Source organism: Streptomyces sp. JHA26 (genome assembly GCF_002005565.1).
GTDB lineage: Bacteria > Actinomycetota > Actinomycetes > Streptomycetales > Streptomycetaceae > Streptomyces.
In genome coordinates this window covers 33,775-53,316 of record NZ_BDJC01000050.1, presented here as the reverse complement: position 1 = coordinate 53,316, position 19,542 = coordinate 33,775, and the positions used below count along the sequence as shown (strand labels likewise).

The window sequence follows — 19,542 nt, the reverse complement described above, 5'->3', positions numbered from 1 at the left end:
GGGAGCTGCTGTTCGCCCGGGCCGGCCGCCGCTGCCGCGCCCTCGGCGACACCGCCCGGGTGGACCTGCTGGCCGCCGCCCGGCCGGACGCGGCCACCGTGACCCGGCTGTACCGGCAGGGCACGGCCGCCGAGCGCCGCGCCGTGCTGCTGGCCCTGCCGCGGCTGGACCTCGCGCCCGCGCACGGAGTGCCGCTGGTCGAGGACGCCCTGCGCACCAACGACACCGGCCTGCTGGCCGCCGCCGTCGGCCCCTACGCCGCCCGGCACCTGGACGCCCACGGCTGGCGGCACGCGGTGCTCAAGTGCCTGTTCACCGGCGTCCCGGTGAGCTGCGTCTCCGCGCTGGCCGAGCGGGCCCGCGGGGACGGGGAGCTGGCCCGGATGCTGCGCGCGTTCGCGGACGAACGCACCGCCGCCGCACGAGAGGTCCCCGAGGACCTGCACCACGTGCTCGCCCTGACCGAGGAGGAACGGTAATGCGCATCTTCGACCCGCACATCCACATGACGTCCCGGACCACCGACGACTACGAGGCCATGTACGCCGCGGGGGTCCGGGCGGTGGTGGAGCCCGCGTTCTGGCTCGGTCAGCCCCGCACCTCGGCCGCCTCCTTCCTCGACTACTTCGACGCCCTCCTCGGCTGGGAGCCCTTCCGCGCCGCCCAGTACGGCATCGCCCACCACTGCACGATCGCCCTCAACCCCAAGGAGGCCAACGACCCGCGCTGCCTGCCGGTCCTGGACGAACTGCCCCGCTACCTGGTGAAGGACCAGGTCGTGGCGGTCGGGGAGATCGGCTACGACTCGATGACCCCGGCCGAGGACACCGCCCTGGCCGCGCAGCTCCAGCTCGCCGCCGACCACGGCCTGCCCGCCCTGGTGCACACCCCGCACCGCGACAAGCTCGCCGGCCTGCGCCGCACCCTCGACGTGGTCCGCGAGTCCGCCCTGCCCGTGGACCGGATCCTGGTCGACCACCTCAACGAGACCACCGTCGGGGAGGCCAAGGACAGCGGCGCCTGGCTCGGCTTCTCCGTCTACCCGGACACCAAGATGGACGAGGCCCGCATGGTCGCCGTGCTGAAGGAGTTCGGCCCCGAGCGGGTGCTGGTCAACTCGGCCGCCGACTGGGGCAGGAGCGATCCGCTCAAGACCCGCAAGGTCGGCGACGCCATGCTCGCCGAGGGCTTCACCGAGGACGACGTGGACCGGGTGCTGTGGCGCAACCCCGTCGCCTTCTACGGGCTCAGCGGCCGCCTCGACCTCGACGTCGCCGCCACCGGACCCACCCACGAGGGCAACTCGATCCTGCGCGGCGCCCCGGCGCACCCCGTGCCCGCCGGGCGGTGACCCGGTGCGTCTCGCCCACCCGGACGGCAGCGTCGTCCACCTCGCGTACTGCACCAACGTGCACCCCGCCGAGGACCTCGACGGGGTGCTCGCCCAGCTGGGCGCCCAGTGCGCGCCCGTGCGCCGCCGACTGGGCGTGGACCGGCTCGGCGTCGGCCTGTGGCTGGCCGCCGGCGCCGCCCACGCCCTGGACACCGACCCGCGCGCCCTGCGCACCCTGCGCGGCGAACTCGACCGCCACGGGCTGGAGGTCGTCACCCTCAACGGCTTCCCGTACGAGGGGTTCGGCGCCGGCGAGGTCAAGTACCGCGTGTACCGGCCGGACTGGGCGGACCCGCGCCGGCTCGACCACACCCTCGCGCTCGCCCGGATCCTGGCCGCCCTGCTGCCCGACGACGTCACCGAGGGCACCGTCTCCACCCTGCCGCTGGCCTGGCGCACCGCCTACGACGACACCCGCGCCGACAGGGCCCGGAGTGCCCTGGTCACCCTGGCCGAACGCCTCGACACCCTCGAGGAGCTGACCGGCCGCTCCATCCGCGTCGGCCTCGAACCCGAACCCGGCTGCGTCGTGGAGACCACCCGCGACGCGATCGCCCCGCTGACCGCGGTCGGCCACGACCGCGTCGGCGTCTGCGTCGACACCTGCCACCTGGCCACCTCCTTCGAGGAGCCGGAGACCGCCCTGCCCGCGCTGACCGCGGCCGGCATCGGCGTGGTCAAGGCCCAGGTGTCCGCGGCCCTGCACGCCGAGCACCCGGACCGCCTCGAGGCACGGGCCGCCCTGGCCGCGTTCGCCGAGCCGCGCTTCCTGCACCAGACCCGCACCACCACCGTCAATGGCGCCCTGCACGGCACCGACGACCTCGACGAGGCCCTGACCGGCACCCGGCTGCCCACCGACGGCCCCTGGCGCTCCCACTTCCACGTGCCGCTGCACGCGGCGCCCGCCCCGCCCCTGACCTCCACCCTGCCCGTGCTGCGCCGCGCGCTGTCCGTCCTGGTGGGCGGCGACCGGCCGCTGACCCGGCACCTGGAGGTGGAGACGTACACCTGGCAGGCGCTGCCGCCGGACGTGCGTCCCCGCGACGCCGACGGGCTCGCCGACGGCATCGCCGCCGAACTGTCCCTCGCCCGCGACCTGCTGACCGACCTCGGCCTGAAGGAACTGCCATGACCCGCCCCGAAGGGCCCGCACCCCTGCTCGTGCTGGACGTCGTCGGCCTGACCCCGAAGCTGCTCGCCCACATGCCGCACCTGGCCGCGCTGGGCGAGCGGGGCTCGAGCGCCCCGCTGGAGACCGTGCTGCCCGCGGTCACCTGCTCGGCGCAGGCCACCTTCCTCACCGGCCGCTCCCCCGCCGAGCACGGCATCGTCGGCAACGGCTGGTACTTCCGCGACCTCGGCGAGGTCCTGCTGTGGCGGCAGAGCCACCGGCTGATCGAGGGCGAACGCGTCTGGGACGCCGCCCGCCGCGCCCACCCCGGCTACACGGTCGCCAACATCTGCTGGTGGTACGCCATGGGCGCCGACACCGACTACACGGTCACCCCCCGCCCCGTCTACCACGCCGACGGCCGCAAGGAACCCGACTGCTACACCCGGCCCCCGGCCCTGCACGACGAACTGACCGAACGCCTGGGCACCTTCCCGCTGTTCAGCTACTGGGGCCCGGGCGCGGGCCTGGCCTCCTCCCGGTGGATCATCGACGCCACCCGGTACGTGATGACCTCCCGCGCCCCGCACCTGACGCTCTGCTACCTGCCGCACCTCGACTACGACCTGCAGCGCTTCGGCCCCGACGACCCGCGCTCCCTCAAGGCCGCCGCCGACCTGGACGCGGCACTCGCCCCGCTCCTCGACGACGCCCGGGCCGAGGGCCGCACCGTCGTCGCGCTCTCCGAGTACGGCATCACCCCCGTGAACCGGCCCGTGGACATCAACCGCGCCCTGCGCCGCGCCGGCCTGCTCGAGGTGCACACCCAGGACGGCATGGAGTACCTCGACCCGATGGCCTCCCGCGCCTTCGCGGTCGCCGACCACCAGATCGCCCACGTGTACGTCCGCCGCCCCGAGGACCTCGACGCCACCCGCGCCGCCCTCGACGGCCTGCCCGGCATCGAGCAGCTCCTCGACGACGAGGGCAAGAAGGCCCACCACCTCGACCACCCGCGCGCCGGCGAGCTGGTCGCCGTCGCGGAGCCGGACGCCTGGTTCACGTACTACTACTGGCTCGACGACGACCGCGCGCCCGACTTCGCGCAGCTCGTCGAGATCCACCGCAAACCCGGCTACGACCCCGCCGAGCTGTTCATGGACCCCGCCGACCCCTACGTCAAGGTCAAGGCGGCCGGCGCCCTGGCCCGCAAGAAGCTCGGCATGCGCTACCGCATGGCCGTCGTGCCCCTGGACCCCTCCCCCGTCCGCGGCAGCCACGGCCGCCTGCCCGCGAGCGACGACGACGGTCCGGTGGTGCTGTGCTCCGTCCCCGGCGCCCTGCCCGGCCGGCTGGCGGCCACCGAGGTCAAGCACCTGCTGCTGGACCTCGCCGACGGGCGCGGCGCGGCCCCCCGCCCGACCGCACTCGCACGGGCCGCCGCGCGGACCTGAGCCCGCCCCTCACCGACGGCCCTGGGGCAGGGCATACGCGAACGGTGCCGCACCGTGGGGGCGGCACCGTGGGACCCGAGGCCGGTGACGCGGTTCTCGTACTCGCGTCGAGCCTTGCCCTGGGCAGAGACGGCGGGGACGCCCTGACCGCGCCGTACGGGCAGCCCCTGGTCGAGCGCAGCTCGCCCGGCAGGATCCAGGTCACCCGCGTGGAGGAAGTCGGCGGCCTTGCCCGGCACATCGAGGGTGCCCGGCGTCTTTGGGGCGGGGGTGTCCTCCTCGGTGGCAGTGTGTCGGGGCATGAGGTCGGCAACGGCCGTGCGGATCGCGCCGCGGCTGACGCCGTGGTCGCGGGCGAGGGCGGCGATGGACCGGCCTTCCAGGTACGCGGTGCGCACGTCGTCGGTCCTGTCGGCCGGCACGACGGGGCGACGCCCGCCCTTGCTTGCCTCGGCCTCGGCGGCACGTAGTCCGTCGGTCAGCTCGCGCTGGACGCGCCGGCCCTCTGTCGTCAGACGATCCTCTGACGGCAGGGTGGCGGACGACTCGGGCGGGGCGGCGCCCGCGCCCGTCCCTCCGTCGCCGCGGAGCGTCACGGGCGGGACTCCAGGCGGTGGGCGCGGGCGCTGAGGTGGCGGCGCTCGGGGGTGCTGGTGGTGCGGCGGGCGGCCTCCCGGTAGGAGGCCGCCGCGGCCCCGTGTTCGCCGAGGAGTTCGAGGAGGTGGGCGCGGGTGGCGAGCAGCCGGTGGTGGCGGGCCATGCGATTGTCGGCCTCCAGTGTTCTGACCAGGTCGAGTCCCGCGGCCGGGCCGTGGACCATGGCGACGGCGACCGCACGGTTGAGGGAGACCATCGGGTTCGGCCCGAACCGTTCCAGGATTTCGTACAGGGCGAGGATCTGAGGCCAGTCGGTGGCGTCGGTGTCCTCGGCCTCGTCGTGCACGGCCGCGATGGCCGCCTGCAGTTGGTACGGGCCGACCCGGCCGTGCGGCAGGGTCCGGCTGATCAGGTCGACTCCCTCGGCGACGGCACGGAGGTCCCACCGGCTGCGGTCCTGTTCCGCCAGCGGCACCAGTTCCCCGGACGGTCCGGTGCGGGCGGGGCGACGCGCGTCGGTGAGCAGCATCAGTGCGAGGAGGCCTGCGGTCTCGGTGTCGTCGGGCACCAGGCGGTGCAGCATCCGGGTGAGCCGGATCGCTTCGGCGGACAGCTCCGGCGCGGTCAGGCCGGTGTCGTCGGTACCGCCGGTGGTGGTGTATCCCTCGTTGAAGACCAGGTAGAGCACGTGCCGCACCTCGGCCAGGCGCTCGGTGAGATCGGCACCCTCGGGCACGGCCAGGGGGACGGCGGACGCCTTGACGGTCTGCTTGGCCCGGCTGACTCGCTGCGCCATGGTCGCCTCGGGCACCAGGAAGGCCGCGGCGATCTGCGCGGTGGTCAGGCCGCCGACCGCGCGCAGGGTCAGCGCGATCCGGCTGGCCGGCGACAGCGCGGGGTGGCAGCACAGAAACAGCAGGGCCAGCGAGTCGTCCCGGTCCGCGTCGGGGAGGGCGTCGGCGGCGTGGCCGAGCAGTTCGGCCTGCGGAGTGGCCAGGGCGAGGCTGTCCTCACGGCGCCGACGGGCGCTGTCGCTGCGGATCTGGTCGACCAGCTTGCGGGAGGCGACGGTGACCAGCCAGCCCCGGGGATTGTCCGGGACGCCGGCCTCGGGCCACTGCAGGGCGGCCGCCAGCAGGGCTTCCTGGACCGCGTCCTCGCACGCGTCGAAGACGCCGTAGCGGCGTACGAGCGCGCCGAGGACCTGCGGCGCCAGCTCGCGCAGCAGGTCCTCGGCGACGTGGCGCCCGGCGGTCACACGTCCGCCGCGGACTCGTGCAGCACCGGCCACAGCTCGACCGGTTCCACGTCGGCGAACGGCATGTCCGCGGCGATCTCCTGCGCCCGCTCCAGACTGTCGCAGTCCAGCAGGTAGAAGCTGGCGATGTACTCCTTGGTCTCCAGGTACGGGCCGTCGGTGACCGCCGGGACACCGTCCTCGCGGCGCACGAGCTGGGCGTTGGCCGCGTCCGCCAGGCCGTAGGCGCCGAGGAGTTCACCGCTCTCGCGGTACTTCTTGTTGAACGCCTCCTGCTTGGCGATCGCCTCCGGCCACGCCTCGGCCGGGAAGGAGTCCCACTTGGCCTGGTTGCCGTAGATCATCGCGACGTACTTCATCTCGGGTGTCCTCCCCATTGCGCACGCCCCGTTGGCGCGCTGTCACCCCTCAGTCGGAGCGGGAGACGGGTCCTCGACATCCGACGACAACTTTCTCCGGCATCTTTTTCGCACCGCCGTCGAGCAGCCCGCACACCGGAGCGATGCAAGCGATCAACCTACAACCCGGCTCCACACCGGCATGTCCAGCGCCTTCGACCCACCCAGCAGCGACAGGAACGGGCGCATCGCGCCCTCGGCCGGGTTCTCGCGCCGGCCCGTACGGCTGCCCGCATCGCTGTGGCTGACTGTCCGTGGCCGAGGTCCCGACAGGGCATGATCATTCTTTCTCCCGGTGGAGGGAAGGGCCGCGCGGGCCCACCGAGACCCTCGTCGGGACCCGGTGGGACGGAACGGGTCCGCGGGCCCCCGGGCGGCGACGCGCCAGGATCCGGTTCCGCCCGGGGCCGCCGCGGTTCGACCCGCTCCCCACCCGCGCTCCGGGCCCGGTCGAGGGGACGCGCCGAACATCGGATGCGTCCGGTTTCCGGCTGAGGCCGGAAGACTCACCAGAGGGGTCCCTGCCCGTGAAAAAGATCGCCTCGTCGGCTGCGCTGTCCGGGCGGGCCGAGCGGATCGCCCAGCGCACCCGCCCCGACAACTGGAAGAAACCGCCGCGCCGCATCGAGAAGTCCGAGTGCATCACCTGTGACACCTGCCTGCGCAGCTGCCCGGAGGAGTTCGGGGCCATCTTCGACCGCGGCCTGGACGTCGTGATCATCCCCGAGCTGTGCTCGGGCTGCCCCGCGTGCGTCCTGGAGTGCCCCGTCGACTGCATCTACGTCGACGAGGACTGGACACCGACCGACGAGACGATGTGGAACCACATCGAGCTGACCGCCGAGGACACGAAATGAGCGGCCTGTCCGAGCGTGGCGAGTCACGCCGCCAGATCAACGCGCGCAAGCGGATCAGCCGCCGCCCCAGCCGCCTCGGCATCCCCGCGGGCACCGTCAAGCCGGACCGCGAGTTCGACCCCGAGGCGGGGTTCCCGGGTCTGCTGAAGCGGACCTGGCAGCGCGCCGAGGAGGAGGACGGCCTGCGCCCCTTCGTCGAGGTGCTGCTGACCCTCGACGGCCATGTGCCCGCCGACGTCCAGCTGCGCGCGCTCACCGCCGCCGAGGAGGCCGCGCTGCACGTGCTGTGCGGCCTGGGCTGGCGCACGCCGGAGACGGCCGGGCCCGCGGCCGGGGACGTCCCCGGCGAGCGGCCGGACGGCGAGGAGACCGCGTTCCTCGGCGAGATCGGCCTGTCCACCTCCGGCCGGATCGTGCTGCGCGTGCCCTCCCAGGGGCCGCTGAAGAAGGACGGCCTGGTCGGCGGGGTGCGCCGGGTGCCCTGGACGGACCGTGCCCTGCGCGCCTACGGGGAGCGGATGCGGGCCGCCGAGGCCCGTCTGGAGGAGACCGCGGCCGACTGCCGGCGCTGGCTCGACGAGCAGGGCCCCGAGGGCCGCGACGAGCTGCTGGCGCAGGTCAGGGAAGCGGCGCTGCGCAACGCGCCGTTCGTGCTCTACCAGCAGGAGCGGCAGTACACCAACTTCCGTGAGGCCAACAACCTCACCGGCAAGACGCTGTGGCCCGGTCACCCGGACTGCGTGCTCAGCAGCCTGCGCGGCCTGCCGCTCGACCTGTGGTCGGACCACGACGTCCAGCTGGTCGTCTGTCTGACCCTCCTCATCCGCTCGGCCGGCTTCGGCCGCGTCGAGGAGGCCAACAACACCCAGCTGACCGTCGATCACGTCGCCCACATGCTGGAGCGGATCAGGCAGGGCTACAACGGCGTCCCCGGCGGCACGCCGGTCCCGCCCGCCGCCGCGCCCACCGTCGCCGCCCTGAACGACCTCGCCGTGGCCCTGCGCGCCCGCCGCGCCGAGGCCGGACGCGGCGCCCAGCTGTACCGCGAGATCCACGGCGCGCTCATGCACAAGATCGAACGCGTGGCGCAGGCCCCCGGCGAGCGGGCCCGGGCCCGCGAGGACGCGATGGTCGCCCGTCTCACCGAGCGGCTGTCGCTGTCCGGCGCCACCCTGCACGAACTGGGCGAGGACCTCGCCGCCGCCCCCGGCCGGCTCGCCGAACCGGCCGGCGGCTTCGGCACCGGCCTGGAGCACCTCGTGCACGAGACGGTGGCCGCGGTCACCGAGGTGTTCGAGGCCGACTTCACGATGAGCCGCGGCATGCGGTCGCTGCCCGCCCTGATCGAGGCGTTGCGCGAGGAGCGCTGGTCGGAGATCTGCGACTGGGACATCACCCGCTTCTTCTGCTGCGTGGTCCCCAGTCCGTCGGCCGCACGGCACTACGGCGGCTCCGCGGCCGGCCTCGCCGACGCAGCCTGGGCGATGTCCTCGCGCATGCAGTACAACTCCTGGCACTTCATCGCGGGCAACCTGCCCCGCACCGACGAGGTGACCGCCCGCGACCACTTCGTGCCGCCGACGATCCCGGACGTCGCGTTCTACTCCGACCAGCACCACCACGGCCACGTCAACAACAAGGTGCGGTTCTCCATCCGCTCCCCGCAGGCCGTCGAGGTGGGCGGCCGGGTCTTCGACGGCTTCATCGACCTGCGGCTGCTGCGCTGCGCGGGCACCCCCTTCGACGAGCAGGACCTGCTCGCCGTGCACCGGGTCTCCGCGCTGGTGGGCCGGGCCACGGGTCTGGCCGCCGCCCTGGCCGCGGCCGGCACGCCGCTCGAGGTCACCGCGTTCGACTCGCCCTGGCACTGGTCGGCGATCGCGGGCGGCGATCCCGGGTCGGCCTCCACCGGGACCGGGCCGGTCCGCCGTGCGTCCTGACGCGTACGGCGGGCCCCGCCCCGTTCCACCCCCCGAGCGCCGCTGAAGGACAGGAGAGCTGCGATGACCGCGCGCGGCATCAGCCACATCAAGGACCTCCTCTCCCGGGGGGAGATCACCGTCGTCGAACACGTCCGGTCCGTCCTGACCGCCATCCGCGAGCGGGACGCGTCGGGCGCCTACGTCGCGGTCGCCGGCGAGGAGGCCCTGCGGGCCGCCGAGCAGGCCGACGCCCGCATCCGCGAACGCGGCCGCGAGGCCTGGTGGGACCAGCCGCTGCTGGGCGTCACGGTCTCCGTCAAGGACCTGCTGCAGACCCGCGACCTGCCCACCACCCGCGGCTCGCTGCTGCCCAACGACCGCCCCCGCGAGGACGCCCCCGCGGTGGCCCGGCTGCGCGCGGCCGGCGCCGTCGTCGTCGGCAAGACCACCACCTCCGAGTTCGGCTGGAGCGCCTCCACCGTCGGCCGCGTCGCCCCGCCGACCCGCAACCCCTACGACCCCCGGCTGACCGCCGGCGGCTCCTCCGGCGGCGCCGGCGCTGCGGTCGCCACCGGACTGTGCGAGGGGGCGCTCGGCACCGACGGGTCCGGTTCCATCCGGATCCCGGCCGCGTTCTGCGGCGTCGTCGGCTACAAACCGTCGTACGGCAGGGTGCCCTACTGGCCCAACGGCGCCGACCGCCTCGCCCACCAGGGGCCGCTCGCCGCGAGCGTCGCCGACGCCGGGCTGCTCGGCCAGGTCATCGCGGGCCCCCACCCCACCGACCCCGACTCCGGGCTCGGCTCCCTGGACTCCCCGCGCGATCTGCGCGCCCTCAGGATCGGCTGGATCGAGTACGAGGGCACCGACCCGGAGATCCGCCGGGTCACCGAACGGGGCAAGGAGCTGCTCGTCGCCGAGGGGCACCGGGTCGAGGACGTCGAGGTGCGCTGCCAGAACCTCTACCCGGCCGTCGTCGACATCCTCGCCGCCACCGAGGCGGCCGGCACCCCGCCCGAGCACGAGGCGTTCTGCGACCCGGGACGCCTGGAGATCGTCCGCCACGGGCGCACCCTCAGCGGGGTACGGGTCATCCAGGCCGAGGAGGTGCGCCAGAACCTGCGCGCCACCCTGCGCTCGGTCATGGACCGCTACGACCTGCTCGCCATGGCGACCGTGCCGGTCGAGCCGTTCGAGGCCGACGCCATCGGCCCCGACTGGGCGTCCGACCCGCGCGACCTGATGTGGCTGGCCTGGGCGCCCGCCTCCTACCCGTACAACATGACCGGGCAGCCGGCCGTGTCCCTGCCCGCCGGGCTGACCCGCTCCGGGCTCCCGGCCGGTCTGCAGCTCGTCGGCCCGGTCGGCGCCGACGACCTCGTCCTGACGGTGGCCCGCCGCCTGGAGGCGATGCTGGCGCCGCTGCCGCTCCCGCCCGCGACCGGCCTCATCCCCGTCACCACCGGCGAAAGGACGTTCTGAACCATGTATGCCAGGTCATGGTCCGCCCCCGTCGCGGAGGGCGGCGCCGGGCGCCCCTCGTTCGTCACCGACCACGGGCTGTGGGACGCCGCGCAGCTCGCCGCCGCCGAACGCGTCGAAGCCGCCCTCGACGACGTCGACCTCGTGCGGCTCGCCTTCGCCGACCCGCACGGCCTCGCCCGTTCCAAGACGCTGACCGCGCAGGTCTTCCGCGGCGTGCTGCGCGACGGCATGAACTTCAGCCCCGGCCCGTTCCTGTTCGACACCGGGCACGCCGTCGCCGTCGACTTCCTCGGCGAGCACGGCATCGGCGTCGACGAGATCGCCGGCGCCGGCAACTTCGTCCTGGTGCCCGACCCGCTGACCTTCCAGGTGCTGCCCGGCGACGGGCCGCGCACCGCCTGGGTGATCGGCGACGAGTACCTGCGCGACGGCACCCCGCACCCGCTGTCCGCGCGCGCCCTCCTGCGCCGGGTGCTGAGCCGCTACGCCGAACAGGGGCTCTCCCCCGTGCTCGGCCTGGAGGTCGAGTGGTACCTCACCCGCCGCCTGGACGACGAACCCGGCAACCGGGGCAATGGATTCGGCCTCCAGGGCCGGGCCCCGCGCGTGGCCGCCGTCAACGCCGGCTACCAGTTCAACCTGGACGCCGCCTACGACACCGTCGCCCCCGTCACCGACCCCCTCGCCCTGGACCTGCTCGCCCTGGGCCTGCCGCTGAGGTCGATGGAGCACGAGTCGGGCCCCGGCCAGGTGGAGACCACCTTCAGCCCCATGTCCGCCCTGGACACCGCCGACGCGATGCTGCTGTTCCGCACCCACACCAAGCGGCTGTGCGCCCGCCTCGGCCACCACGCCTCCTTCATGTCCCAGCCGCTGCTGGACGCCGCCGACCCCAGCGGCTGGCACCTGAACCAGTCCGTGGTGGAGACCGCCACCGGCCGCAACGTCTTCAGCGCCGAGGGCCCCGCCGGCGGGCTGTCCCCGCAGGGCAAGGCGTACGCCGACGGCCTGCTGTCCTGGGCGCGCGAGCTGTGCATGCTGTCGGTGCCCACCGTCAACGGCTACCGGCGCCTGGCCGCCGAGCACGCCCTCGCCCCCACCCGCGTCGGCTGCAGCGTCGAGGACCGCACCGCGATGCTGCGGGTGGTCGGCAGCGGGGCGGGCACCCACATCGAGAACCGCATGGGCGAGCCGTGCGCCAACCCGTACCTGAACATCGCCGCCCAGCTGTTCGCCGGCCTCGACGGCCTGGCCGGCGCCCCGGCCGACCCGGGCGACGGGCCGGGCGACGGCCCCGGCCAGGTGGTGCCGCAGTCCCTGCGGGAGGCGCTCGAGGCCTTCACCGCCGGCCGTGCCGGACAGCTGCTCGGCGCACCGCTGGCCGCCTGCCTGGCCAAGCTCAAGGAGAGCGAGCTGCGCCGCTTCGAGGGCTGGTGCGCGCAGACCGCCCCCGTGCCGGGCCGCGTCACCGAGTGGGAGCAGCGCGAGTACTTCGGGGCGTACTGAGCGCCGCCGGAGCCGGGCCCGGCGCGACCGTGGAAGCGCCCCTCGCCGCGCCGGGTCCCCAGTCCCCTTTTCCTCACCAGCCCCCGGACGAAGGCCGACGATGATTCCTCGTTACACCCTGCCCGAGATGGCGGACCTCTTCGCCGACCAGACGCGCTACGCCACCTGGGCCGAGGTCGAGATCCTCGCCACCGAGGCCCAGGTGCGGCTCGGACACGTACCCGCCGAAGCGCTCGCGGACATGCGCCGCGCCCCGGTCCCGCTCGCGGCACGGGTCGCCGAGTTCGAGAAGGAACGCGACCACGAGGTGCTGTCCTTCCTCGCCGCGTACTGCGAGAACATCCCCGAGTCCTCCGCCCGCTGGGTGCACCTCGGCATGACCAGCTACGACCTGGTCGACACCTCCCTCGGACACACCCTGGCCCGCGCCACCGACCTGCTCGTCGCGGCGGGACGGCGGCTGCGGCGGGCGCTGACCGGCACGGCGCTCGCGCACTGGGACACGGTGATGGTGGGCCGCACCCACGGTGTGCACGCCGAGCCCACCACGTTCGGCCACAAGCTCGGCGGTTACGCCTTCGCCGTCGACCGCTCCCTGACCCGGCTGGCCGCCGCCCGCGACGCCGTGGCCGTCGGTACGATCTCCGGCTCGGTCGGCACCTACGCGCTGATCGACCCCGCCGTCGAGGCGCACGTGTGCCAGGCGCTCGGCCTCGGCGTCGAGCCGGTGCCCAGCCAGGTCGTCGCCCGCGACCGGCACGCCCAGCTCCTCCAGGCCGTCGCCGCGCTCGGCGCGTGCATCGAGCAGATCGCCCTGGAGCTGCGGCTGCTGCAGCGCACCGAGGTCCGCGAGGTCGAGGAGCCCCGGGCGAGCGCCTACCAGGGGTCCAGCGCCATGCCGCACAAGCGCAACCCCACCACCAGCGAGCGGCTGTGCGGCCTGGCCCGGCTGCTGCGCGGATACGCCACCACCGCCCTGGAGAACGTGGCGCTGTGGCACGAGAGGGACCTCGCCCACCAGTCGGTGGAGCGGGTCATCCTGCCCGACAGCCTGTCCGTGGGCCACTTCCAGGCGACGAAGGCGGCCGAACTGGTGGAGTCGCTCACCGTGCACCCGCAGCGGATGCGGGACCACGTCGACGCCACCGACGGCCTGATCTACAGTTCGTCGGTCCTCGCCGAACTGCTGGGCGAGGGCACCGAACGCGAGCGGGCCTACCGCTCGGTGCAGGCCGCGGCGAACCGCACGATCGCCACCGGCGAGCACTTCGCCACCACCCTCGCCCAGGAGGGCATCGACCTGCCCGCGCTCGGACCCGAGCGCTTCCTCACCCACCACGACGTACTGCGCAGCCGATTGGAGAAGCTCCGTGAACTGGACGATTGAGCGGGTGGAAGGCGCCGCCCTGGACCTGGACGAGGTGCTGAAGGTGTACCGCTCGTCGGGCCTGGGGGAGCGGCGTCCGGCCGACGACCGGGAGCGGATGGCGGCGATGGTGCGCAACGCCAACCTCGTGCTGGTCGCCCGCGACACCGACGGCGCGCTCATCGGCATCGCCCGCAGCGTGTCCGACTTCTCCTACGTCACCTACCTGTCCGACATCGCGGTGTCGGGCGCGTACCAGCGCTCCGGCATCGGCCGCGCCCTGATCGACGCCACCCGCAAGGAGGCCCCGGCGGCGAAGATCGTGCTGCTGTCGGCGCCCGCCGCGACGGAGTACTACCCGCACATCGGCTTCACCCCCCACCACTCGGCGTGGGTGCTGAACCCGTAGCGGCACCGCCGGCTCCACGCGGTCGAGCCTCGCGCTTCAGCGGGACTCGACCGCAGGTCCGTAGGGTCGAGGGCGAGGGTACGGCCCGGTGACCGCCTGCGCGGGGCGGGCCGTGTCCGGCTGCCTCACGCGGCAGCGCGTACGGGCCGTGCAGGACCCTTGGGGGAAGGCATGAGTCAGACGATGACGGCACAGGTGCTGCCGGAGCCTTGGACGTCCGTCCCGCGGCCGGTCCGGCCGGCCCAGGTACCGCCCGTGTCCGCGCCGGCCACGGCGTGGCGCGTCCTGGTCGTGGACCCCGACCTCGGCGACCCGCTGGCCGACCAGCTGCGCCGGCACGGCCACGAGCCCGTCGGCGTCGCCCAGGGCAGCGCGGCCCTGCAGCGTCACGCGGACGCGGACCTGGTGCTGCTCGCGCTGGAACTGCCCGACCTGGACGGGCTGGAGGTGTGCCGGGCCATCCGCTCGGTCAGCCGTGTCCCCGTCATCATCGTCACCGCCCGCCAGTCCGAACTGGACTGCGTCCTGGGCCTGCAGGCCGGCGCCGACGACTACGTCACCAAGCCCTACGGCACGCGCGAGCTGATGGCCCGTATCGAGGCCGTGATGCGCCGCGCCCAGTGGCAGCCGACCGCCGTGGAGGAGATCCGGCACGGCTCGCTGCTCATCGACGTCAACTCCCGCCGGGTCAGCGTGGACGGGACCGAGGTCGCCCTGACCCGCAAGGAGTTCGACCTGCTGTGCCTGCTGGCCTCGCACCCCGACACGGTCGTCCCGCGCAAGCAGCTGCTCAAGCAGGTCTGGGGCGACTCCTGGTCGCGCCGCACGGTGGACACCCACGTCAGCAGCCTGCGCGGCAAACTCGGCGACAGCGGCTGGATCGTGACGGTGCGGGGAGTGGGCTTCAGGCTCGGCCACCGCTGAGCTTGTTCTTTATCTACCAAGATCTTCCAGGCTTGCCGATGGCCTTGAGGGTCTCGGGGCGTTTGACGGTTTTGCCGACGTCGTAGCGGGGTGCCCGGTGTTTGTTCCTGGCGCCGGGTGGCCGTCCGGGGCCGGTTCCTCTGGGTTTGGGAACACGGGTCGGGCAGGCGAGGTGAGCGCGGATGTTCCTGAACCCCCGGCGGACCCGGGCCGGGGTGAGCCGGTCGGGGGTGGTGGGTTTCTCCCAAGGCCGGCGGAGGTCCTCGGCAAGAGGCCGGGCGAGCCGGAGCTGGGTGTGAGCGACGATCAGGATCCAGGTCCAGCGGTCCGCCGCCTCCGGGGTGCGGAGTTTCGGGGTGGTCCGGCCCAGGGTCCGCTTCGCGAAGCGGAAGGTGTGCTCCAGATCGAAGCGTCGGAGAAATGCCTGCCAGAAACGGTCCACGTCGTCCGGGGTGGCGCCGGTCCTGGAGGACCATAACCACACCGGCGGGGCGTCCCGGTCCTTCGACAGATGCTCGACCTTCAACCGAATCGATGTCCCCTCGGCCAAGGGAAGTTCGCCGTCGTGGTCGAGCCAGGAGGAGCGGTGGGTGAGTCTGGGGTGGACCCGGTCCCACGCCTGGGTTTCGGCCTTGCCGTAGTTGGTGGTGTCGGTGACCGTGGTGATCGCGGGCTCGGGCCAGGTGTCCGGCTTCGTGAAGCGGAATTCCGGGCCGTGCTTGGGCGGCCGACCATTGACACCGTGCATTCTCGGTGGCTTCGGCAGGCGCATGACGCGGTCGGAGCGGACCCGGCCGACCAGCTCGACGGGCAGGTCACGCAGGACCCAGGCCAGGCGGGTGACGTCGCAGCCGGCGTCGCTGACGATCACGATGGCCGGGTCCCCGGCTTGCCACTGGCCTGCGGCGATGAGCCGTTCAACGACTCCTCGAAGCTGGGCGGCGGTGACTGCGGTCGCGTCGTCCGCCGGGCCGAGCCGAACCGTGTCCAGGATCGCGGTCCAGGAGGTGGCGCCCGGCTCCAGCACGGCCACGAAGGAGTAGGGCCAGCCCGGAATGAACTGTGACGCCGTCTTCGCACGGCCGTAGACGTGGCAGAACAGACGGACGATTCGAGCGCGGCAACATGACCTGCTGCATCCCTACGCTGCCGGCTCAGGCTCCGTCCGCAGGTACCGACCCCAGACCTGGGCCTTGCGATAGGGACCATCCCCATTGCTGTCGTACTGCGGCGCATCAAAGGTGACCCAGTACAGAAGCTCGCCACTGAGCGCCTGGGCATGTTCGTTGGGCACGGGTGCACCCATGGCATCGATCGTTCCGGGAAACTCGACCTGCCAAGGGCCGTCCCAGCCCCGGTCCCGAACGACCGTGACTCGGGTACCCGGTGCCAATGCACCCGTCGGCCATGTCTGGCTCAAGGGACGACCGAGGATGCGCTCTACGGCCTGGCGATCATCCACATCCGCGGGAACAAAGTCAGAACGGTCTGTCATGCCGCCCACTCTGCCCGCACCACATCAGGAGCGCCAGAAGATAAAGAACAAGCTGGGGCGGGAGGGGCGGGCTTCGGTCTCGGCCGCCGGCCGGTCTCAGCGGGCCGGGCCCGGCCGGACCGCGCTGGTGCTCAGTTCCTCGGCGAACTCCTGGCACAGCTCCGCGTAGCCGCGCATCAGCTCCGCCAGCTGCTCGGTGCAGTGCGGCGGCAGGTTGGCGATGATGCGTCCCCGGTCGCGGGCGAGCAGCGCGCACGCCTCCAGCATCCGCAGCGTGCTGCGGCCCATCTCGTTCAGCCGCAGCGACGGGTCCCGCCGCAGCGCCTCGAAGAGGGTGACCAGCTCCTCGGCCGACCGTGTCTCCTCCCGGTCCCGGCCGCCCGGCTCCCGCCCCTCCCGCGCGCCGCGCCCGCCCGCCGCCAGGCCGCGCTGCCGCGGCGGCACCGGATCGTCGCCCCGCAGCAGCCGGTCGCGCACGTCGGCGACGGTCGCCGGTGAGATCCCCGCGCGGCGCGCGATCGTCCGCAGCGACGCGGTGGGGTCGGCCCGCAGCAACTCCCCGGCCAGTTCCCGCCCCTGCACGGTGCTCAGCGGCCGGGCCCGCCCGTCGAGACCGACCCGGCGCTCGCAGCGCGGCAGCCCCTCCATGCGGGCCCGCAGCTCCGACACCTTCTTCGCCGACAGCCCCGCCACCACGGCGATGGCGCGGTCCGACCACTGGGGCCGCGCGGCGACGATGCGCTCGGCGGCGGCCACCCGGTCGCTCTGGGACAGCGGCCGGCCCTGGGCCACGTTCATCGCCACCGCCAGCAGGGCCGCGTCCTGCCGGGACCCGTCGAAGAAGCGTGCCGCGATGTGCGTACGGCCCTTCAGCCGCGCGGCCCGCAGCCGGTGCAGCCCGTCGATGACGGACAGGGTGGGGCGGTGCACGACGATCGGCGGCAGCTCGCTCTCCAGGTGTGCCAGGGCCAGTGCCCACTCGCCGTCCACCCCGCCGGAACGCGGGGTGAACGAGGCCGTCAGATCGGCCAGGCGCACCCGCTCCACGGGGGCCTCGCCCAGCGCGTCCTTGAGGGCGAGCAGTCGCTCCGAGCTGCTGTCGTGGTGCACGCGCACGGTCTGATGGGTCATACCGCGACTCCTCGTGGGCACAGCGGGCTGACGGGCCGGGGTGGGGCGGGGCCCCGCACGGACCCTGACAACGCCTCCTGACACGGGGCTGACGAACCTCTGACACCACTCCGCCCCGGCCCCGTCGCACCGGTTCCCCGAGCGGCGGGCGGGCCGCGGGCGGGCGTGAAGGCCCAGCTCATCCGGGCGGGTCGGGGCACGCGGGGCACCACGGGCCGTGAGCGGGACACGAGCGGCGCGCGAGCGGTCCCTGCTGGACTTCCGTGCGCTGCTCACCGCGCGCGGTGCCCGCGCCGTCCGGGCGGCGCCCCAGCACGGCCGGCGGGCGACCCACGCTGCGCGCCCGCGCGGACAGCCCGATCGAACGAGGTGAGCACCGTGGCGACGACCATCGACAAGGCGGCGGGCACAGCACAGCCGGAGGCACGCGGGCCGAACATACGGCTCATGCTGCTCCCGCTGATGATCGCCATGCTGCTGTCCCAGCTGGACAACATGATCGTGGGCACCGCGATGCCCACCGTCGTCGGCGACCTGGGCGGCATGGAGCACCTGTCGTGGGTGGTGACCGCCTACACCCTGGCCACCGCCGCCGCGACCCCGATCTGGGGCAAGCTGGGCGACCTGCACGGCCGCAAGGGACTCTTCCTCACCTCCGTGGTGATCTTCCTGGTCGGTTCGGCGCTCAGCGGCATGGCCCAGGACATGACCCAGCTGATCGGCTTCCGGGTGATCCAGGGGCTCGGCGCGGGCGGCCTGATGGCCGGGGTCATGGCGATCGTCGGGGAACTGGTGCCGCCGCGCGAGCAGGGCCGCTATCAGGGCATGCTCGCCGCCGTGCTGGCCCTGTCGATGATCGGCGGGCCGCTGGTCGGCGGTGCGATCACCGACCACCTCGGCTGGCGCTGGGCGTTCTACATCAACCTGCCGATCGGCGCGGTCGTCCTCGTCATGGCGGTGATGGTGCTGCGGCTCCCGGCCCACAGGTCCCGCGCCCACATCGACTATCCGGGGGCGGCACTGCTGATGGCGGGCATCACCGCCGTCGTCCTGGTCGCCACCTGGGGCGGCACCGAGTACGCGTGGGGCTCGGACGTCATCGTCTCGCTGTGCGCCGCCGCGGTGCTCTGCCTGGGCGCGTTCGTGTTCTGGCAGACGCGGGCCGCCGAGCCCGTGCTGCCGCTGCACGTCTTCCGCAACCGCAACTTCGCGTTGATGTCGGTCACCGGGTTCGTGATGGGCTTCGTGATGTTCGGCGCGGTGCTGTTCCTGCCGCTGTACCAGCAGGCCGTGCAGGGGGCGTCGGCGACCAACTCCGGGTTGCTGCTGCTGCCGATGATGAGCGCGATGATCGTCGTGGCGATGGCGGCCGGCCGCATCACCAGCGGCACCGGACGCTACAAGGCGTTCCCGGTCGCGGGCGGCGCGCTGATGCTGGCCGGCATGCTGCTGCTGTCCAGCATGGACACCTCCACCTCACGCACCGAGGCGGCGCTGTACATGGCGGTGCTCGGCGCGGGCCTGGGCTGTCTGCTCCAGGTCGTCATGCTCGTCTCGCAGAACAGCGTGGACGTCCGGGACATCGGCGTGGCCTCCGCCGCCATCACGCTCTTCCGCATGCTGGGCAGCTCCTTCGGCGTCGCCGTGATGGGCGCGCTGTTCAACCGCCGCGTCCTCGAGGTGATGGCCGAACGCGCGCCGGGCCGGCCGGCCCTGGCCCACGCCCAGCTCGACGCGGCCGGCCTGACCCGCCTGCAGCCCGCCGTCCAGGAGGCGTACCGTCACGCCACCGCCGCCGGCACCCACAGTGCCTTCCTCGTCGGTTCCCTCGCCGGCGCGCTCGCCCTGCTGGCCGGGCTCCTGGTGCGCGAGGTGGCCCTGCGCACGACGGCGTCCTCCGGCGCTTCTCGAGCGCCCCTCGGCCGTACCGGCAAAGACTGAGGGGGCGTCAACGAACGGGACGCGACCGGCCCGCCGGCCGCGGACGTCCCGCTTCAGCCGAGGGACCGGGCGTCGAACCCGACGTCCCCGCCACCGGTGCGCGGCCACCCCGCGCAGCCCGGGTCCCCCTTGCCACGGCCCCCGCGCGGTGACCCCGCCGACCGGGCCCACGACAGCGGCTGACCGTGCGGCGACCCCGCGCAGCACCACCCGGCACCTCCCGCCGCCCCGGGCGACGGGAGGTGCCGCGCGTGCGCCCGGGCCTTCCCCGGGTCCGGGCCCCGTTCCGCGC

Annotated in this window: 17 protein-coding genes and 1 pseudogene; 13 read left to right on the top strand and 5 right to left on the bottom strand. The window is 73.7% G+C overall.

Annotation, left to right across the window (positions count from 1 at the left end):
* The 5 genes from JHAT_RS25840 to JHAT_RS35850 all read left to right on the top strand — a co-directional run.
* A partial coding sequence (locus JHAT_RS25840) for an EboA domain-containing protein (protein WP_077800657.1) occupies positions 1-479 on the top strand: 479 nt, incomplete at its 5' end.
* Positions 479-1,351 (top strand): TatD family hydrolase, encoded by an 873-nt coding sequence (locus JHAT_RS25835; protein ID WP_077800656.1) that lies wholly within the window; start codon positions 479-481, stop codon positions 1,349-1,351. The genes JHAT_RS25840 and JHAT_RS25835, both read left to right, overlap by 1 nt.
* Before the next feature lie 4 nt (positions 1,352-1,355).
* Complete coding sequence (eboE, locus tag JHAT_RS25830) at positions 1,356-2,528, top strand: metabolite traffic protein EboE (protein ID WP_077800655.1); 1,173 nt, start codon at positions 1,356-1,358, stop codon at positions 2,526-2,528.
* Positions 2,525-3,961: a nucleotide pyrophosphatase/phosphodiesterase family protein gene (locus JHAT_RS25825; RefSeq protein WP_077800654.1), complete on the top strand. Its 1,437-nt coding sequence runs from the start codon at positions 2,525-2,527 to the stop codon at positions 3,959-3,961. The genes eboE and JHAT_RS25825 overlap by 4 nt, the downstream gene beginning before the upstream one ends.
* 68 nt (positions 3,962-4,029) lie before the next feature.
* Complete coding sequence (locus tag JHAT_RS35850; RefSeq protein ID WP_171991050.1) at positions 4,030-4,431, top strand: hypothetical protein; 402 nt, start codon at positions 4,030-4,032, stop codon at positions 4,429-4,431.
* Between the two features lie 122 nt (positions 4,432-4,553).
* Here JHAT_RS35850 and JHAT_RS25815 read toward each other — a convergent pair whose 3' ends face one another.
* Positions 4,554-5,816, bottom strand: coding sequence for an RNA polymerase sigma factor (locus JHAT_RS25815; protein WP_077800653.1), 1,263 nt, complete (start codon positions 5,814-5,816; stop codon positions 4,554-4,556).
* The gene (locus tag JHAT_RS25810) at positions 5,813-6,175 is read right to left on the bottom strand and encodes a YciI family protein (protein ID WP_077800652.1); all 363 of its coding nucleotides are present in this window, start codon (positions 6,173-6,175) and stop codon (positions 5,813-5,815) included. The genes JHAT_RS25815 and JHAT_RS25810 overlap by 4 nt, the downstream gene beginning before the upstream one ends.
* 566 nt (positions 6,176-6,741) lie before the next feature.
* Here JHAT_RS25810 and JHAT_RS25805 point away from each other — a divergent pair.
* The 7 genes from JHAT_RS25805 (at position 6,742) to JHAT_RS25775 (ending at position 14,683) form a co-directional block, all read left to right on the top strand.
* Positions 6,742-7,071, top strand: coding sequence for a 4Fe-4S dicluster-binding protein (locus JHAT_RS25805; protein ID WP_216353445.1), 330 nt, complete (start codon positions 6,742-6,744; stop codon positions 7,069-7,071).
* A complete protein-coding gene (locus JHAT_RS25800; RefSeq protein WP_077800651.1) occupies positions 7,068-9,011 on the top strand; it encodes a hypothetical protein in 1,944 nt (647 codons plus the stop codon). The genes JHAT_RS25805 and JHAT_RS25800 overlap by 4 nt, the downstream gene beginning before the upstream one ends.
* Before the next feature lie 63 nt (positions 9,012-9,074).
* The gene (locus tag JHAT_RS25795; protein ID WP_077800650.1) at positions 9,075-10,475 is read left to right on the top strand and encodes an amidase; all 1,401 of its coding nucleotides are present in this window, start codon (positions 9,075-9,077) and stop codon (positions 10,473-10,475) included.
* Positions 10,476-10,478: 3 nt separating this feature from the next.
* Positions 10,479-11,984 carry a glutamine synthetase family protein gene (locus JHAT_RS25790; RefSeq protein ID WP_077800649.1) on the top strand — a complete coding sequence of 502 codons (1,506 nt, stop codon included), beginning with the start codon at positions 10,479-10,481 and terminating at the stop codon, positions 11,982-11,984.
* Between the two features lie 100 nt (positions 11,985-12,084).
* Positions 12,085-13,371: an adenylosuccinate lyase gene (gene purB / locus JHAT_RS25785; protein ID WP_077800648.1), complete on the top strand. Its 1,287-nt coding sequence runs from the start codon at positions 12,085-12,087 to the stop codon at positions 13,369-13,371.
* A complete protein-coding gene (locus JHAT_RS25780; protein ID WP_077800647.1) occupies positions 13,355-13,759 on the top strand; it encodes a GNAT family N-acetyltransferase in 405 nt (134 codons plus the stop codon). Before purB ends, JHAT_RS25780 begins: the two co-directional genes overlap by 17 nt.
* Before the next feature lie 171 nt (positions 13,760-13,930).
* On the top strand, positions 13,931-14,683 hold the full coding sequence (locus tag JHAT_RS25775) for a response regulator transcription factor (RefSeq protein WP_077800646.1): 753 nt from the start codon (positions 13,931-13,933) through the stop codon (positions 14,681-14,683).
* Positions 14,684-14,696: 13 nt separating this feature from the next.
* On the opposite strand, the pseudogene JHAT_RS25770 reads toward JHAT_RS25775, so the two are convergent.
* The 3 genes and pseudogenes from JHAT_RS25770 to JHAT_RS25760 all read right to left on the bottom strand — a co-directional run.
* Positions 14,697-15,788 (bottom strand): annotated as a pseudogene (locus JHAT_RS25770) (transposase); the annotation flags it as partial.
* A 36-nt stretch (positions 15,789-15,824) separates the two neighbouring features.
* Positions 15,825-16,178, bottom strand: coding sequence for a ferrous iron transport protein A (locus tag JHAT_RS25765; RefSeq protein WP_077800663.1), 354 nt, complete (start codon positions 16,176-16,178; stop codon positions 15,825-15,827).
* A 96-nt stretch (positions 16,179-16,274) separates the two neighbouring features.
* Positions 16,275-17,309, bottom strand: a complete 1,035-nt coding sequence (locus JHAT_RS25760; protein ID WP_077800644.1) for a ParB N-terminal domain-containing protein — start codon at positions 17,307-17,309, stop codon at positions 16,275-16,277.
* Positions 17,310-17,687: 378 nt separating this feature from the next.
* On the opposite strand from JHAT_RS25760, the gene JHAT_RS25755 reads away from it, so the two are divergent.
* Complete coding sequence (locus JHAT_RS25755; protein WP_253195608.1) at positions 17,688-19,250, top strand: MDR family MFS transporter; 1,563 nt, start codon at positions 17,688-17,690, stop codon at positions 19,248-19,250.
* The last annotated feature ends 292 nt before the right edge of the window (positions 19,251-19,542 follow it).

Coding starts and splice junctions, on each gene's coding strand:
- JHAT_RS25835 (WP_077800656.1), top strand. CDS start 479: ATGCGCATCTTCGACCCGCACATCCACATGACGTCCCGGACCACCGAC.
- JHAT_RS25825 (WP_077800654.1), top strand. CDS start 2,525: ATGACCCGCCCCGAAGGGCCCGCACCCCTGCTCGTGCTGGACGTCGTC.
- JHAT_RS25810 (WP_077800652.1), bottom strand. CDS start 6,175: ATGAAGTACGTCGCGATGATCTACGGCAACCAGGCCAAGTGGGACTCC.
- JHAT_RS25800 (WP_077800651.1), top strand. CDS start 7,068: ATGAGCGGCCTGTCCGAGCGTGGCGAGTCACGCCGCCAGATCAACGCG.
- JHAT_RS25795 (WP_077800650.1), top strand. CDS start 9,075: ATGACCGCGCGCGGCATCAGCCACATCAAGGACCTCCTCTCCCGGGGG.
- JHAT_RS25790 (WP_077800649.1), top strand. CDS start 10,479: ATGTATGCCAGGTCATGGTCCGCCCCCGTCGCGGAGGGCGGCGCCGGG.
- purB (WP_077800648.1), top strand. CDS start 12,085: ATGATTCCTCGTTACACCCTGCCCGAGATGGCGGACCTCTTCGCCGAC.
- JHAT_RS25775 (WP_077800646.1), top strand. CDS start 13,931: ATGAGTCAGACGATGACGGCACAGGTGCTGCCGGAGCCTTGGACGTCC.
- JHAT_RS25765 (WP_077800663.1), bottom strand. CDS start 16,178: ATGACAGACCGTTCTGACTTTGTTCCCGCGGATGTGGATGATCGCCAG.
- JHAT_RS25760 (WP_077800644.1), bottom strand. CDS start 17,309: ATGACCCATCAGACCGTGCGCGTGCACCACGACAGCAGCTCGGAGCGA.